Raw genomic sequence first — 15,569 nt, 5'->3', positions numbered from 1 at the left:
ACGGAAAACAATCACATGAACGAAGTCATCATCTATCACAACCCGCACTGCGGAACTCGCGAAACACCATCGCGACGATCCGCAACGCGGGCATAAAACCCACCGTCATCGAATACCTGAATCGTCCGCCGTCCCGCGAAAGGCTGGTCGAGCTCATCTGCCAGTCGAGGCTGGGCGTGCGCGACGTGCTGGGTAAGAAGGGCACTCCCTACGCCGAACTGCCTCTGGACAACCCGTCATGAAAATAAGAGCTGCCGAAGATGACGATCTCGTCGGGATCAGAAGCCTGCTGGCAACGTGTGCGTTGCCGACTGAGGACGTCACAACTGTACTGGTACCGGGGTTTCTCGTTGCCGTCGACGAAGGAGGAGCGATAGTTGGAAGCGTCGGTCTGGAACCTTTGGGCGCTGATGCGTTGCTCAGATCGCTGGCTGTCGCTTTGCATCTGCGTGCAACGGGTCTCGGCACGTCTCTGCTCCTGGCTATTGAACGGGAAGCCAAGGCGTGCACCTATGCCAGCTTGTGGTTGCTCACAACGAGCGCGCGAGAATTTTTCGAACATCACGGCTACAGCGCAGTCGAGCGGGTCGACGTGCCGGATGAAGTACGCGAAACGGCACAATTCATGCGGCTCTGCCCGTCTACCGCCGTGTGCATGAGGAAGCACATCGCATGAGCAATCACACCGCGCGCCATTGCGCGTGACGATCGGCTCTTCGACCCTTACAATGTCTGTTGATAGATTCAAACGAGCCTATCGAACACAATATGATCAATGAGTGCAAGTGGCCGCGCGGTGATATCCGGGGTCGGTCCTCGATCTCTCTATCTCAGCCGGGTTGAAGGTGCTGGCACTCGGTTTGGAACCAATAGTCGACCAGGCGCTGTGCCGCTTGTAGATCATCCGGGTAATACGGATCATCAAACCACGGTGACGGGTCGTAGCCCGCTTTCCTCAAGGCAGCGAGTTCGCTTTGGTGCTGCGCCATCGTAGGGGGCGCGTTTGTCTTGAGCGCCGCCAGGTCGCGGCACTCTGTCGGAGTGAGGTGCGGCCCGGTATACGGCATGCCACCAGCGACACACCCGGCGAGCAAAATCACCAGAGCGGGAAGTATTGACTGCGTTCCAGGCCGAATTCTCATAGTACGTCTCCTTCCCTGCGCGCGCCATGAACCAACTCGTAGTGCGCATGCTTGCCGCTGCGTGCGGGTGGAAAATGCTCGCCTTCGATGCATGTCACTTCGAAGCCGGAGCCGGCGTCGCCTTCTCTCACCACCTTGTAGATGCCAGAAGTCTGAACCTTCTCGCCCGGTATGTGCCCTTCAGACTACGAAGTTCTTCTTCAGTGCCATCTCCGGCGACATCGAACGCGGTTACTAGCCTGCGCTCAGTTCCTGCTGTCGCCGCAATCGCGCGTCTTCCTCAAGACGTGTCGCTTCGATCTCCTGCAGCACACCATCGAGGTCGACAACTCGCGTGTCAACTTCGATGTGGCCTGTCAATTCGACATCGACATGCAGTCGTCCTGCTTCGAACAGCGTCCAGATTTCCGCGCCATAGCTCGTGGTGAGTATTTCCGGTGCGAACCGTCCGAAGTACACGGCCAGGTTGTCGACGTCACGCTTGAGCATCGCAGCCGCGTCGTTGTTGCCGGCTGCATCAACGGCTTGAGGCAGATCAATAATCACCGGCCCGTCCGCTGCCAGCAGGATGTTGTATTCCGACAGGTCGCCGTGAATCACGCCCGCACAGAGCATTCGGACAACCTGGTTGAGCAGCAGCGCGTGCAGTTCCAGGGCGCGCGCTTCGGTCAGATCGACGTCGTTCAGGCGTGGCGCGACGTCACCCATCCCGTCGACCACCAGTTCCATCAGCAACACGCCATCGGTACAGATATAGGGTTGCGGCACGCGCACGCCCGCGTCGGCGAGCCGGAACAGCGCGTCGACTTCGGCGTTTTGCCATGACGCTTCCTGCATCTGACGGCCGTAGCGCGTCCCTTTTTCCATCGCACGCGCCTGCCGGCTGTTCTTGACTTTGCGGCCGTCCCGATACGACGCGGCCTGCCGAAAGCTGCGCTGCTTCGCGTCCTTGTAGACCTTTGCACAACGCGTCGAGTTGCCGCTGCGCACGACGTAGACTGTTGCCTCCTTGCCGCTCATCAACTGGCCGATAACTTCGTCGATGAGGCCTTCTTCGAGAAGCGGCACAAGCCGTTTGGGCATTTTCATACGACCGCCAGGTGCGGCTCGCGGGGCGTGTACTCCACGTGCGTGGATGACGAATAGCCCGCTGAGGTATGTGCGATGAACGAACCGATGAACCGAGTGCCCAGTGGCGCCGTTCGTAAGCTTGCTGCGTGGGAAATGGATGGAGTCATGCCGGATTATAAGGGAGGGCGAGGACGAGGCGGCGCAAATCTCCGGCGCAGATGCATTGCCGGCGCAGCTCCAAGGCGCTCGCCGCTTGCCGCGACGGACCGCCCTCGACCCGCTCCGGACGCTCGACCGCGTTTCACCTCAATGGCGGCTCTCCGGGTCCAGCGGTCATTCATCTTTTGGAGTCAGGCGGCAAGTCTTCCGCAGTCATTCAACTAGCACAGCACTTGTCGGTCAGGCGGAGCAGGAGTCGGACACGCGGACATTCAAGCATGCGGTCTCGACAGCTGGTTTTGCGAGCAGCGACACGAAAAGCGATGCGACGCTCTTCATCACAAAGAGAAAGTTGCTATAGATCGAGTTACCGGTTCGACACGCGGCTTTGGCTTCTCAGGCCTGTGTGAACGTACGCAGATAGCCGAACCTCGCCCCACGTCCAACGGACGCGGAGGGAGCAGCTAAGCGTTTCCTAAGGTTCGCGGAGCATGGTATAGGTAGTTCGGTGCATGCGAACCAGTGGTTCCTTCAGGAAGAGTCGCCCTGCACGGATGTGAAGCAGGGAGGGATCGTGATACCGCATCTGACCTGTCAGCGCTTACTGCGGAGTTCGGCCATTGTGCTGGCGTTCGCCGCCTCGCCCTGCACGCTGGAAGCCGCCGCAAACGTCCTGGCGACAACCGAGCAGGCTGCCACGCCCGAAAAGAGTCCGCCGGGCGACATTCCGGACACGCAAGTCTTCGTAACCTACCAGTCTCCGGCGGGCTTTTCCCTCAAAGTGCCCGAAGGTTGGGCGCGCACGGAACGCCGCGACGGGACGCGCTTTGCCGATAAGTACAACGTCGTCGAGATCAGTGTTGCACCTGCTGCGAGCGCGCCGACGGTATCGTCCGTTACTGCGCGCGAAGCCGCCGAACTCGCCAGGACCGGTCATGCAGTCAGGATTGGTGCCATCAAAAACGCCCGGCTGCGCAGCGGGGCAGCCGTGCTGATTACCTACACGTCGAATTCCGAACCGAACCCGGTCACGAACAAGCAACTTCGTCTTGAGAATCATCGGTATTTAATCTATCGCGGCGGCACACTTGCTACGCTCGAGCTCTCCGCACCGCTTGGAGCCGACAATGCCGATCAATGGAACCTCATGGCCAATTCGTTCCAATGGCGCTGATTTGCCTCGGCTCGAAGCGTTCGAACTCTACCGCTTTTACCACAGCGGAGACGACGAGACCGCCGCGCTCAGGGGCGTCTCACTGCAACTGTGCGCAGGCGAATTCGTCGCGTTGCTGGGACCCTCCGGCAGCGGCAAGTCAACGCTCCTCGCGTGTCTTGCTGGACTGGAGGAACCGGACGGCGGCCATGTCGATGTGATGGGCCAACGCCTGTCGCGCCGGCCCGAAGCGGTGCGTGCGGCCTTACGGGCGCGCCACATCGGCTTGCTGATGCAGTCGGCCAACCTGTTCGAGCACCTTACCGTCGAGGGCAACATGACGCTGCAGATGTCGCTCGCTGGCAAGAACGATCGCGACAAACTCGACGCACTGCTTGATGTGACCGACCTGGCCGCGCGACGCCGCGCGTATCCGTCGCAGTTGTCCGGCGGCGAAGCGGCGCGCGCCGGGCTCGCGGTGGCGCTCTCGGCCGAGCATAAGGTGCTCCTAGCGGACGAGCCCACCGCCGAAGTCGATGCCGCAACCGAAACCGTGATCGTGAGTCATCTGGTCGAGCGATGTCACGGCAACGGCGACATGGCGCTAGTCGCGACGCACAGCGAGGCTCTGGCTGCGCGCGCTGACCGCGTGCTCGTCATCCGCGATGGGAGGCTCGACGATGCGTGACGTGCTGATCGAAGCCCGATCGCTCAGCCGCACCTATCGGCATGGCGAGAGGCAAGTCGTGGCGCTCGCCGCGGCCAGCTTCGTCCTCAATCGAGGAGACCGGATCGCGCTGGCGGGCCGTTCGGGGAGTGGCAAGACGACCTTGCTGCACCTGATGGCAGCGCTCGATACGCCGACGAGCGGCGTGATCGATTGGCCCGCGCTCGGTGCGCGCGAGACGCTGCTGCCCGCAAGGATCTCGCTCGTGTTCCAGACGCCGAGCCTGCTGGAGCCTTTGACGGTGAGCGAAAACGTTGCGTTGCCGCTCCTGATAGCCGATGCGGCCGATCCCGCCGACCGCGCGAGCGGTGCCGAACGCGCTGTGGCCGCTGCGCTTGCCAGGTTCGGTCTCGAGGCGCTTGCGCAGAAATTGCCAGAGGAACTCTCGGGCGGACAGATGCAGCGCGTGGCGATGGCGCGCGCTACGGTCGGACGACCGCTCGTCATTCTCGCCGACGAGCCCACGGGCCAGCTCGATCAGGCCACCGGCCAGGCCTTGCTCGATGCACTCATCGCGCATCTCGCCAACACGCCGACGGCGCTCGTCATCGCCACTCATGATCCAGCCGTTTCAGCACGGATGAACGCAGTCTGGCGCATGGAGCGCGGCGTGCTCACCGAAGCCGGGCCGACATCGGGACAGCCATGATCGGCCTTTGGCTTATCGGACTTGTCAGGCAACGCAGGGGCCGGCTCGCGGGCATGGCGGCTGGCGTCGCGGTGACGGTCGCGCTGGTCGCATCGCTTGGCGCTTTCATCGCGCGAAGCACCGCTTCGATGACACAGCGTGCGAGCGCGAGCCTGCCCGTCGATTGGCAGGTGCAACCAGGACCGGCGACGATGGGCGCGCTTTCGGTCCACGAAGTGGCAGCAGCCGTCGCAAAGGCCGCGCGGGTCACGAAACAGCAAGCTGTCGGTTATGCCGATGTCGATGGCTTCGAAGCGACCACAGGAGAAACCGTACAGACGACCGGACAGGGCAAAGTGCTCGGTCTTGAAAGCACGTACTTCCAGGACTTTCCGGCTCAGTTCCGGCTGCTGCTGGGTAATCTGGATGGCGCTCTGATTGCTCAGCAGACCGCCGCGAACCTGCATGTGACCATCGGCGATACGGTGAATATTCATGGTCCAGGCGTGGCTGCGGCCAATGTGCGGATTGCCGGCATAGTCGATTTGCCGAACGCCGATGCGATGTTTCAGGCGATCGGCGTCGCGCCTGTCGCAGCGCCGCAAGCGCCTCCGGACAATGTGCTTCTGCTTCCGATGGACGCGTGGCAACGCCTGTTCGGCGCAGAGGCGTCAGCCGGATCGCGTCGGTCGCGCATCCAGCTTCACGTCGGACTCGCGCATGACGGTTTGCCGGGCGATCCCGAAGCCGCCTTTGCTCAGGTGCAGGGCGCTGCAAGGAACCTCGAGACGCGCATTGCGGGCAATGCGCTCGTTGCCGACAACCTTGCCGCGCGGCTCGACGGTGTGCGCAGCGACGCGCTTTACGCAAAGGTGCTGTTTCTGTTTCTGGGCGCACCCGGCGCGCTTCTCGGCGCGTTCCTGACGATCGGAGTCGTTGCGGCAGGTTCCGGACGGCGACGCCGAGATCAGGCGCTCCTGCGAATCCGTGGCGCATCGCGCGCCCAGATCATGAAGCTGGCGGCGGTCGAAGCGATGTGCGTTGGCGTCAGCGGTACGCTTGTTGGGTTGGTCCTTGCCGCGTTGTTGTCGCATCTGTTTCTCGGCGCTGGCTATTTTGGGGCTTCGTCGATGCGCTGGGTCGCCTGCGCGGCCATAGCGGGCGTCGTGCTGGCGAATGCGGCGATTCTCGTGGCAGCATGGATCAGTGCAAGCACGACGCCGGTCACGAGCGCCCGCCGGCTGACGGGTTCCGAGTGTCCGCGCCTCTGGCAACGGGTCTACTTCGATCTCGTCCTGCTCGCACTGTCGGCCATCATCTTCTGGCGGACCTGGAGCACCGGGTATCAGGTCGTGCTGGCTCCCGAAGGCACGCCGTCATCGTCGATCGATTACGTCGCCTTTCTCGCGCCCGTCCTGACCTGGGCAGGATGCGGCCTCCTGACCATCAGGCTCGGTCTCGAGGGATTGCGGCGCGGGCGCGGCGCGCTCGCCATCTGGCTTCGTCCGCTTGCGCATTCGCTTGCCGGCGTGGCCGCCGCGGCGATGAGCCGACAGCACAATCGAATGACGCAGGGCATCGCGCTTATCGCGTTGGCGTTCGCGTTCGCGACGTCCACGGCCGTGTTCAACGCAACCTACAACGCGCAGGCGCGCGTGGACGCGGAACTCACGAACGGCGCAGACGTGACGGCGACCGGGACTTCGCAGGCGCCCGCGTCAGCCAGATTCGCCGAACTTGCTGCATTGCCCGGAGTCAGCGCCGCCCAGCAGATGCAGCACCGTTTCGCCTACGTGGGCACGGACCTGCAAGACCTGTATGGCATCGACGCCCGCCACATCGGACAAGCGACGCGCATGGCCGACGCCTATTTCGAAGGCGGCAATGCGCAAAGGTCGCTCAACTTGCTCGCGCAATATCCGAACGGCATCCTCGTGTCCGAAGAGACCGTGAAGGACTATCAACTGCACCCGGGCGACGAGATCAACCTTCGCCTTCAGAGCGCAAGCGACCATCAATATCGCGTGGTGCCGTTTCGTTTTGTTGGCGTCGTGCGCGAATTTCCGACCGCGCCGCGCGACTCATTCCTCGTCGCGAATGCCGACTACATCGCGCGGAAAACCGGCACGAGCGCGGCGGAAATCGTGTTGCTGAAGACAACGGCGCCGCCTGAGCAGGTGGCCTTGGCCGCGCGCGGCACGGTTGCGCCGTTTGGGGCAGTCAAGATCACCGACATCGGGCAGGCGCAGCGCGTGATCAATTCGAGCCTGACAGCCGTCGATTTGCGCGGGCTCACGCAACTCGAACTCGGGGCCGCGGCGTTGATGGTCGCCGGCGCAACCGGACTCATCATTGCGCTGGGTTTCTTCGATCGGCGGCGCACGTTTGCGATTCTGACCGCGCTCGGTGCCAAGCCGCGTCAGCTTGGTGCGTTCTTGTGGAGCGAGGCGCTCGTGCTCCTGTTGGGCGGGGCGGCCATCGGAACGCTGACGGGTTTTGCACTGGCGTGGATGCTGGTCAAGCTGCTGACCGGTGTGTTCGATCCTCCGCCCGAGCGCCTCACCGTGCCTTGGGTCTTTCTGGCTTTCCTCGCCGGCGTGGCGGCGCTGTCGGTGGTGATTGCGGTGATCGCGGCTTTTCGCGAGACGCGCGAGTCTGCTGTCCAGCGCATGCGTGAGCTGTGACACCAGCGAGCATGCATGCTCGACGGCTTACGCCCGCACGGCGCCGCCTCGATCCGCGTTGCCTTGTAGCGTTTGACACGACAGAGGGAAAGCACGTTCTCCCCCAAAACAATTGGTAGCCTCAGCAAGAGGTATCCGAAGCGCTCGCAGCGCCCGCGTTACGACTTCCTCTATTATCGGCCGAGACGTAGCGGCTTCTACGACGCCCGATAAGTGACGGCGAACTGGAGACGATTTCGACGCAGTTCGTTGAGCCATCGACCGCGACCTCGATCGCAGTAGGCATCGCCATTATTCCGGAAGCACGCCAAGTGAGCTGGCATCATTTACCGCCCGGTGGAAAGCGAAGAGCGCGTCTGCCAGTCAGCCGGCGCCGTGTCGAACGCGCCGACGTCTATCTTCGCGAACCAACCCGCGCAGTGCGAGGCGCAACGTGTTGCAGGTTTCCCCAAGGTGCGAAGGAATACACCTGGAGACCGCCCGACCTGTATATGTGCAGGTCGCGAATGGCGATCGCGGGTCGTGAACGAGCGTTCAATCTTCTCGTCAGCGGCCAATCTCTCCGATCGAGACCGACATGTATGACCGGAAGCTGAATTACTGCTGCCAGGGAGGACCCGACGTTCAAATGTCCGCGCAACCGCCCTCTGCCTGACGGCGATCGGCGGCACGCGACCCACTCCGGACTCTAAACCAGACGCCACCTCAATCGGCAGCTTTTTGGGGTGCAGCGGTCATTTATTCCTTCGAGTCGCACGGCACGTCAACGTGAGAACCGGCATTGCTGTTCAGGCCCGTTGCATACTGAATTCCGTTAGTGCGTCTGCCAGAATGTCCACGGCTTGCTCTGTAACGGCGTTGTATAGAGACGCACGCAACCCGCCAATTGAACGGTGCCCCTCTAGTCCAACGATACCCTGTTCACGAGCCGCCCCGATAAACGCATCGCCGAGCCGAGAATCACCGAATTTAAAAGCCACGTTCATTTGTGAGCGCCAGCGACGGTCCGCGTGGACGGTCACGACCCCCTCCAAAGCGTCCAGCGTGTCATACAGCCGCCGCGCCTTTCTCTCATTGATGCTTTGCATCGCGTGCAGACCGCCAACATCGAAGCGCAGCCAGCGCGTAATCAACGTCAGCACATAGATCGCGAATACCGGCGGCGTGTTGTAGTTGGAACCGTGCGAGACGTGGGTGCGAAAATCGAGGATCGCCGGCAAGCCGTCGGGGATCCGTTCAAGCAGCGAACGCTTGATTACCGCTACCGTTACCCCAGCCGGACCTAGGTTCTTCTGGGCGTGGGCATAAATCATCGAGTATGCGTCTGGCCGAATGGGCTTCGACAGAAAATCGGACGACATGTCCGCAATCAGCGGTACCTGCGTCGCCTCTTCCCAAACCGGAAATTGCAAACCTTCCACGGTCTCGTTCGACACGTAATGCAGATAGGCGGCAGAGCCGGAGATGTCCAGTTTATCGAGGGCGGGCAGCTGCCGGTAGCCCGTCGCGTGGCCGTCCCACGCAACTTTCCTCTCAGTCACCTTGGCCGCCTCCGAGGTCGCCCGACCGCTCCAGTAGCCGGACGTCACATATTCGGGCGGCGCGAATCCTTTCGCGGCAAAATTCATCGGGATCATCGCGAACTGCAGACTACTGCCGCCCTGCTGAAAGGTAATGGCGTAGTCGTCGGATATACCGAGCAGAACGCGCAGATTCTGTTCCGCTTCGTCCAGTATGGAGCGAAACCAGTCCGAGCGATGGCTCATGCCGAGTACGGAGATGCCGGTTTCCGGTAACGCGGTAATCGCTATGCGCGTCTGTTCCAGCACCGTTTCAGGGAGCGCTCCGGGACCACCGGAAAAATTCAATGCATTGGACTTCACTATGCCTCCGAGGCCAGCCGTTGGATTTTCTATGCGTTCGCAGCCGCGCGGCGCAGCATTTCATGAAAGGCGTCAGCAACCCGGCGAATTTGCGGAACCTTATAAGGAAAGATGCTCTGGTCGTCCAAGTCATGCACAACCATGCCCGTCGCGATCTCGAATATGAGCAGCCGGCCATCGCTCGTTTCAGCGCAATCGAATCCTACGTAATCGAGGCCGGTCAATTCCGCGACGTTGCGAAACGCCTCGCGGTGACGCACAGCAAAATCGGTGTCAAAGCTCGCCATCAGGTGCGATTCTTCCTCTCGCCGGTCGGGATGCGTCGACATTTCCGCGTAAGGGTAGTGAACCATCCATTCCTTCGAGATGCCCATATGGCACACGAATGGCGTTCCCTCAATCATCACGATCCGGTATTTGCGAAACAGACCGTCGGCGCTGCTGTAGTCGATAAAAGGCGCCATGTAATATTCCACGGCGTCAGACTCAGCCATGTAGCGCGCGAGTTCCTGAGCGTCAGACACTTTTGCCAGACCTTGTCCGGCGTGCGATCCTATCGGCCGTATGATGAGCGGATAGTTTGCGCCGAGTACCTCGGACAACTGCAACGCTCCCGAAGCCGCTTCGTCGACCCGCTCACGGGATAGGCGCACCGTGTGGGCCATACAGATACCGGGGGCAGCGCCCAGCAGAGCATAGGCGGTGTCACGCATTGTCTTCGCAATGTGTTCGGACCGGTTTAGTACGCGGCAACCCGTCCCGCTCGTCAGCGACGCGATTTGGGCAAGAACGCCCACGGTTTCATCCGACGCGCATGCCGCAACGAAGATAACGTCGTGCTCGGGCAACTCGGCATTCCCCAGCGGCCGCGCGTCGACATACAGGACCTCTATCTGCAGGTCGGCGTTCTCAAGCAGGCACTCAAAAGGCGTGTTCGCCATCAGATCGCCCGGAGCCTTGAGCACCAGCACCTTCAAGGGAGTCTTGATCGTCTGGGCGCTCTTTAACCGATAATGTCTGGTCATTTGAAGCGCTTGCTGCTGGACGGCGAGAGCGGCCGCCTTCTGGTATTTCAATTGCAACACTAGCGACAAATCAAGCAGAGCGTACGGGTCGTCATGGCGCTTTACGTGCTCGAGCAGGCTTTCCCCCAGCGGCGTCAGATCGCTCCCAGCCGTTGCCGCCCGGAGCAACGCAGCCAGTCCCAGTGGCTGATGCATCGATGGCAGGCCGGCATCACCCGTTAATTCAGTTCGAACAGTATTCATGAATGGCGCGTTTCAGTGGAGCGATACCCGGGGCGAAAGAATGCGCTCGCCGGCATTACTTTTACGTGAAGTTCACTCAGGTCATTGACGGTGGGTGTCAGTCGGGATGCGGGTACACGCCGGCATTTCGCCGATGTAGCCGACTTCTTCCTCGAACCATGCTTCTGGCGTCGGCCCGGATGTCGTTGCTTTACAGTCCGCGGGAATCGCGACAGCACTCGATGTGTTGGCTACGAGGAACAATCTGGCCGAGCTCGCGCGTCGCTTTGCAATTGACATGTATCTTTTCCTTCGATAGAAACGTCAGGATTTTGTAACCCACAACGTGTCCGACATACTGCATTAACCCCAATGTGCAGCCCATGATACGAGCTTGGGGCTGAACCAAACGAGGGAAAAGAGGGGCGATTGACCACCTATTCAGAGGATTTTGAGGCGACGACAGGTCAACGGTGACCGTTTTCCGTCCTTAAACTCAAGCATGGTTCACGACCCGCAGTGTGAATCTCACGGGGCTGACCGCTGTTAGCGGCAATCCGGAATAAACGGGTGGATCTGCGGCTTCCCGGGCGACTTCCCATGCTGTCCAACCAATTGAGAAGGGCGACGGCACGTTGGGCGTCGTCGAAACGCAAAGTCCGGTACCTAGGGCGAAGCCGACATTCAAATGTCCGCGCGGGAGCGCGAACGATCGTCCGCAGATGGCCGGTCAGCGACGCTCATCAATGAGCAGACCGATTCGCTCCACCACCTGTGTACGACGGCACTCGATCCTGTCCGGCAATCCTCCAGGTTCCGCGGCAATCACGCTCTGGCCTCCTCACCTGGCGCCCTGTTGCGCTCGATAGCCGGTTCTCGCCGAGCCGGACACTATGTGACAACTAAAATTGTAGCTGCGGCAGCAATACTGACATGGGAGAAAGAAGCGGTGCGCGAGGAATCGTCAAACATCTTACGGGAAAGATACCCGCTCATATTCGCCGTCACCCCGGCAGTCACCGACGATCCGGATGCCGTGCCAACGGTATTCTCTGTGTGGGGATTCGAGTGCGGAGACGGCTGGTTCGATCTGATCGATGTATTGTGCGCGAAGCTGCAGCTTTGTACAAAGCACGGCGCTCCGCAGGTGGTTGTGATGCAGGTCAAGGAAAAGTCCGGAACGCTGCGCTTCAGTGCTTCGGGCGCTGATGCGCGACAACGCGCCGTGATCGAACCGGCGGAGATGATGGGCGGTCGGCTGTGCGAGCTATGCGGCAAGCCGGCGGAAACGATCAGCACCGGCTGGATGCGAGCCAGATGTCAACACCACTCGGCGAGAAGCTGACCAGTTGCATCGATCGAACAGGCCATCGACGGTCGACGGCCCCTGGAGTCACCTGAGGACATTCAGCAGCGCTGCACCATTTCATGCCTCAAAAAAATCGTGATTTCGCAAGTCGTTGGCCACACGCGGTCTGAATATCTCCATCTCCAGTCAATACGTTGCTGATGCCCTTGCAATTAGCCATAGCGTGGGATGGCCAACCGCTGCGGGTCAACACGTTGACTAATGTGTGTTCTCAATGGCAGCGGCGCTCAGGTCGGTCGGAAAGCAATGAGGGTGCTCAAAGCCGATCAGAGACCCGCTTGTTGAATATATGATGTTATCCGTGTTATTCGGGCCTTCGCCGGCGGGTACAGTTCCGAGCCCCGCCAGCTTGCGCATGCGATACGCGATCGCATGATCGGCGCAGGCGCTATCGCCGCTCACCCCTAATCCTCCTATGACTTTCCCACCCGCATAAAGTGCGACACCGCCGCCAAAGGTAATGATGCCACCAAGCGTGTGTCCGATGCCGCTGCCCTGTTCGAGGAAGCGCGCGTCAAAAGGATTCGAATTATTCAGCCCGTACAGAGACCCGCCCGGCTGGGTGGCCGCATAGAGGTTTGCCGTCGATAGAGCGAGTGCATCGTTGCTGAAACCGTTCGCAGTATAGGCCTTCGCAATTGCGATGGCCCGACTACCCGGCCAGGCATCCCCAGTCACGATCACCGAGCAGAGGTGCCCTTCCCGATCGACAATGGCCGCCCACATCCGATTGGGCTTGAAGATCCCCCCATTGCCATCGGCCAGATTGACTACCGTACTCAACTGCTTTTCCACCAATGCGACCGTACCTTGTGGCAACTTGCAACGTCCTTGTGGAACGTCATCATCACCAGACGCACGACTTTCATGCGAAAAGGACGCAATGCAGAAGGCTGCGACAGCGACGATGAGCATCTTACGCATGACGTTTCTCCTGACGATCTATTTCAAAGCAAACACATTGCGGGCTGGAATTAGACCTATCAATAGGATACCGAATGCACAAAATCTGCTAACACCCTTATGGCAAGGTGTGAAGGTTTCCCCGGAGTTCGCAAGACCGCTGGTGACAACGAACAGACGTTTCAAAGCGACACTCCATGCATTGTCAAAACTCGTCGCCGTCGAATGCCGGCGGCGAACCCCCACAGCGAACATATGTCGCCCCATTGGACGCCTTTAAATAGTGAAGACCATTACTCAAAGGTCATTGGCCAAAACAGAGTTCCCGTCAGCCACGGGGCAGGTCAGAAAGGCGTTGTCGACTTACGGGAGTTCGGCGATGAGATGCATAAGGCCACTATGACTCAGAAAGCATTCGACGGAGTTTGGGTGACGTTGGTAAATTCGCACCATTCGGCGAACCGGGCCGTGAGTTGTCTGCGATAGAGTGAAGCGCGCAGAAGATGCCGCTTCAGTGCGAAATGCTGCCGAATTGGACCGAAGCTGGACAGGAAGGTCTGTGCGCTTTGGGTCGCGAAAGCCTCGCATACACCGCTCGCGCTCCCGCGTGGGTTGATGGCTTCTATGAGCAGAAAGTTGTCAAGGCCATTTGCGAACTGGCTTACAAAGGATGGGTCAAGTCTCTTTCTCCTCGCTGCAAAGTGGTGACATGCTGGCGTATGGCGGCAAGCGCGAGTGATGGCGCTCGCCGCCATACAAGTCGCATTTTCGCGGCATAGTCCGGCGGATTCCCACCGCCCTCAACTTCAACCATGGCTACAGTCCGGTCAACGTCGTTAGCCTGAAGCCGCTTATCGCGCGCGTAAGACAGCAACGTCTCACCAACTTCTTCTATGAAGGGTAAGTAATTGTCAAGGCCCGGTTTGCACAGATCCCTCCTGAGACGTCATCAAGTTTACGAGGTCCCTTGTCAGGAAAGCGCGTAGCAAGCGTCAAGGGCAGGCGAAGCCTGGCGTCAGCGGCCCCCTTGACGCTGCGAAGCGCGATACGCTGGTACGGGGTGGCGGGCGCGTGGGTTATTGCGCCTGCCACCATGCAGGCGGCATTCGTGTAGCCGTGCTTGCCATGACACGTCCGATTCTGCGCACCTCCCTGGCACTGCCTGGGCAAACGTGAAGCCGGTTGTCGCGCGCGTGGGACATGGCGTCCCGACCTTCTTCTATCCGCTGGCGTGGAGCCAGCCTGATGCAGTATGCGCAGTGCGCCGGAAAGCGTTCCGGGGAGGTACCCCATCTATCAGCATCGGTTGCATGAACAACCACGGTGGTGAACGGGTACTTCCGCTTCATGACCCTGATGGTCAGCCAGTATGACCGTTAGTGAGGGTTGCGGCTATCGACGTGTGTCTGGCTATGTGGACGGCTTCATCTGTACTCCCTGGGGGATCACACCGTGCTCGAGGTAGCGCCACAGGAGGATCACCAGCCGCCGTGCCACCGCGACGATCGCGATGCGTCGCGCGCGGCGGTTGGCGCCGGTGCCCTCAGTGCGATGGCGGAACCACTGCGCAAGCGGACTGCCAGGCTGGTAGCGCAGCCAGTACCAGGCCATCTCGACCAGCAGTGACCGTACGCGACGGTTGCCTTGTTTGCTGATGCCCTGATCGGTGTGACTGTCGCCACTGTCGTACGGCTGCGGAACGAGACCGGTACAAGAACCGACCTGACGGCGGTTGTCGAACTGCCGCCAGAAGAGTTCAAGCACCAGCCGGGACGCTCCAATCTGGCCCACTCCCTTCAGGCGTGTGAGGTGATCGATTCTTTCGCGCACCGTGGCGGGAAGGGCTTGGTGACGCGCCTTCTCCAGGGCAGCGAGCTGCTGCCTGGCGAGGGCGACCCGTTCGCATTCGCGCAGGAGCCGGTCGTGCATTTCGGGGGACAGTGGGGAACCGTCGTAGCACCTGACCTCCCCCCGGGCAAGCCGGCTGGCGAACCCATGTTTGAGGTCGTCCCAGCAGCCGAGCGTGCGCAACAGCTTTCCGATCCGGTTGCGGTGCTGCAGGACCTCCTTCTGGAGCTCTGCGCGATCGCGGGTCAGGTGACGCAGCGCCTCGTCCTGTACTGAGGGTACGTGAACGACGTGCATGCGGTCGCGCTCGCCGTGCAGCCACGCGCGCAGGTTGAGCACGAGCTTGATGGCATCCAGCCGGTCCGTTTTCGCGCGCCGCCTGTGGCGTACGACCGGAATGCTGGCGGCATCGATGACGTAACATTCAATGCCATGCGCCTGCAGTGCACGACAGATCCAGAATGCGTCCTGTCCGGCTTCGTAGCAGACAACGGTGCGCACGCCGGCGCGCAGCGACCATTGCTGCTTCTGGCGCTCGATCAGATCCAGTGCGGCCTGCAGGCGCGCCCCGGCCTGCGGATCGGTGAGGGTGTGCACCGCGGGTTTGTCACGGCGACCGTCGTGGCACGCTATCTTCCAGCTCGCCGTGGCAAGCTCAAGTGATACCGCCAGTATGAGTTCCTCTCTGCCAGCTGCGTAAGCGGAATTTCGCATGATGCCCTCCTTTAACGCGAACCGATGCGATGTGGGAATTG

The 15,569-nt window shown here is 60.8% G+C and carries 12 protein-coding genes and 2 pseudogenes; 7 read left to right on the top strand and 7 right to left on the bottom strand.

Annotation, left to right across the window (positions count from 1 at the left end):
* Positions 1 to 15: 15 nt before the first annotated feature.
* Positions 16 to 236 (top strand): annotated as a pseudogene (locus OKW43_RS07710) (arsenate reductase (glutaredoxin)); the annotation flags it as partial.
* A gap of 2 nt (positions 237 to 238) precedes the next feature.
* Positions 239 to 676 (top strand): arsenic resistance N-acetyltransferase ArsN2, encoded by a 438-nt coding sequence (gene arsN2, locus OKW43_RS07705; protein ID WP_429446329.1) that lies wholly within the window; start codon positions 239 to 241, stop codon positions 674 to 676.
* 154 nt (positions 677 to 830) lie between these two features.
* Here arsN2 and OKW43_RS07700 read toward each other — a convergent pair whose 3' ends face one another.
* Positions 831 to 1,142 carry a DUF4148 domain-containing protein gene (locus OKW43_RS07700; RefSeq protein ID WP_187634462.1) on the bottom strand — a complete coding sequence of 104 codons (312 nt, stop codon included), beginning with the start codon at positions 1,140 to 1,142 and terminating at the stop codon, positions 831 to 833.
* 234 nt (positions 1,143 to 1,376) lie between these two features.
* Positions 1,377 to 2,231 carry a PA4780 family RIO1-like protein kinase gene (locus tag OKW43_RS07695; protein WP_187634461.1) on the bottom strand — a complete coding sequence of 285 codons (855 nt, stop codon included), beginning with the start codon at positions 2,229 to 2,231 and terminating at the stop codon, positions 1,377 to 1,379.
* A gap of 649 nt (positions 2,232 to 2,880) precedes the next feature.
* Between OKW43_RS07695 and OKW43_RS07690 the strand changes: the two genes are divergently transcribed.
* From OKW43_RS07690 to OKW43_RS07675, 4 genes are read left to right on the top strand one after another with little or no spacing between them, the layout of a single operon-like run.
* A complete protein-coding gene (locus tag OKW43_RS07690; RefSeq protein ID WP_429446324.1) occupies positions 2,881 to 3,546 on the top strand; it encodes a hypothetical protein in 666 nt (221 codons plus the stop codon).
* Between the two features lies 1 nt (position 3,547).
* Positions 3,548 to 4,213 (top strand): ABC transporter ATP-binding protein, encoded by a 666-nt coding sequence (locus tag OKW43_RS07685; RefSeq protein ID WP_187634460.1) that lies wholly within the window; start codon positions 3,548 to 3,550, stop codon positions 4,211 to 4,213.
* Entirely contained in the window at positions 4,206 to 4,901 is a 696-nt protein-coding gene (locus OKW43_RS07680) for an ABC transporter ATP-binding protein (RefSeq protein WP_187634459.1), read from the top strand. Before OKW43_RS07685 ends, OKW43_RS07680 begins: the two co-directional genes overlap by 8 nt.
* Positions 4,898 to 7,564, top strand: coding sequence for an FtsX-like permease family protein (locus OKW43_RS07675; RefSeq protein WP_429446320.1), 2,667 nt, complete (start codon positions 4,898 to 4,900; stop codon positions 7,562 to 7,564). Before OKW43_RS07680 ends, OKW43_RS07675 begins: the two co-directional genes overlap by 4 nt.
* A 788-nt stretch (positions 7,565 to 8,352) precedes the next feature.
* Here OKW43_RS07675 and OKW43_RS07670 read toward each other — a convergent pair.
* Entirely contained in the window at positions 8,353 to 9,447 is a 1,095-nt protein-coding gene (locus tag OKW43_RS07670) for a phosphoserine transaminase (RefSeq protein ID WP_187634457.1), read from the bottom strand.
* Between the two features lie 29 nt (positions 9,448 to 9,476).
* Complete coding sequence (locus tag OKW43_RS07665) at positions 9,477 to 10,715, bottom strand: ATP-grasp domain-containing protein (RefSeq protein ID WP_187634456.1); 1,239 nt, start codon at positions 10,713 to 10,715, stop codon at positions 9,477 to 9,479.
* An 874-nt stretch (positions 10,716 to 11,589) separates the two neighbouring features.
* On the opposite strand from OKW43_RS07665, the gene OKW43_RS07660 reads away from it, so the two are divergent.
* The gene (locus OKW43_RS07660; RefSeq protein ID WP_187634454.1) at positions 11,590 to 12,039 is read left to right on the top strand and encodes a hypothetical protein; all 450 of its coding nucleotides are present in this window, start codon (positions 11,590 to 11,592) and stop codon (positions 12,037 to 12,039) included.
* A 222-nt stretch (positions 12,040 to 12,261) separates the two neighbouring features.
* On the opposite strand, the gene OKW43_RS07655 is transcribed toward OKW43_RS07660, so the two are convergent.
* The 3 genes and pseudogenes from OKW43_RS07655 to OKW43_RS07645 all read right to left on the bottom strand — a co-directional run bounded on the left by OKW43_RS07655 (position 12,262) and on the right by OKW43_RS07645 (position 15,528).
* Positions 12,262 to 12,987 carry a GlcG/HbpS family heme-binding protein gene (locus OKW43_RS07655; RefSeq protein WP_429446315.1) on the bottom strand — a complete coding sequence of 242 codons (726 nt, stop codon included), beginning with the start codon at positions 12,985 to 12,987 and terminating at the stop codon, positions 12,262 to 12,264.
* A 383-nt stretch (positions 12,988 to 13,370) separates the two neighbouring features.
* Positions 13,371 to 13,596: pseudogene (locus tag OKW43_RS07650) on the bottom strand (IS6 family transposase); the annotation flags it as partial.
* A gap of 780 nt (positions 13,597 to 14,376) precedes the next feature.
* Positions 14,377 to 15,528 carry an IS110 family transposase gene (locus OKW43_RS07645; RefSeq protein ID WP_187639712.1) on the bottom strand — a complete coding sequence of 384 codons (1,152 nt, stop codon included), beginning with the start codon at positions 15,526 to 15,528 and terminating at the stop codon, positions 14,377 to 14,379.
* Positions 15,529 to 15,569: the final 41 nt, after the last annotated feature.

The organism is Paraburkholderia sp. WC7.3g (assembly GCF_050436345.1).
In the GTDB taxonomy this organism is placed as follows: Bacteria; Pseudomonadota; Gammaproteobacteria; order Burkholderiales; family Burkholderiaceae; genus Paraburkholderia; species Paraburkholderia podalyriae.
The sequence above is the reverse complement of the archived record's forward strand: the minus strand, read 5'-3'. Positions and strand labels throughout refer to the sequence as shown.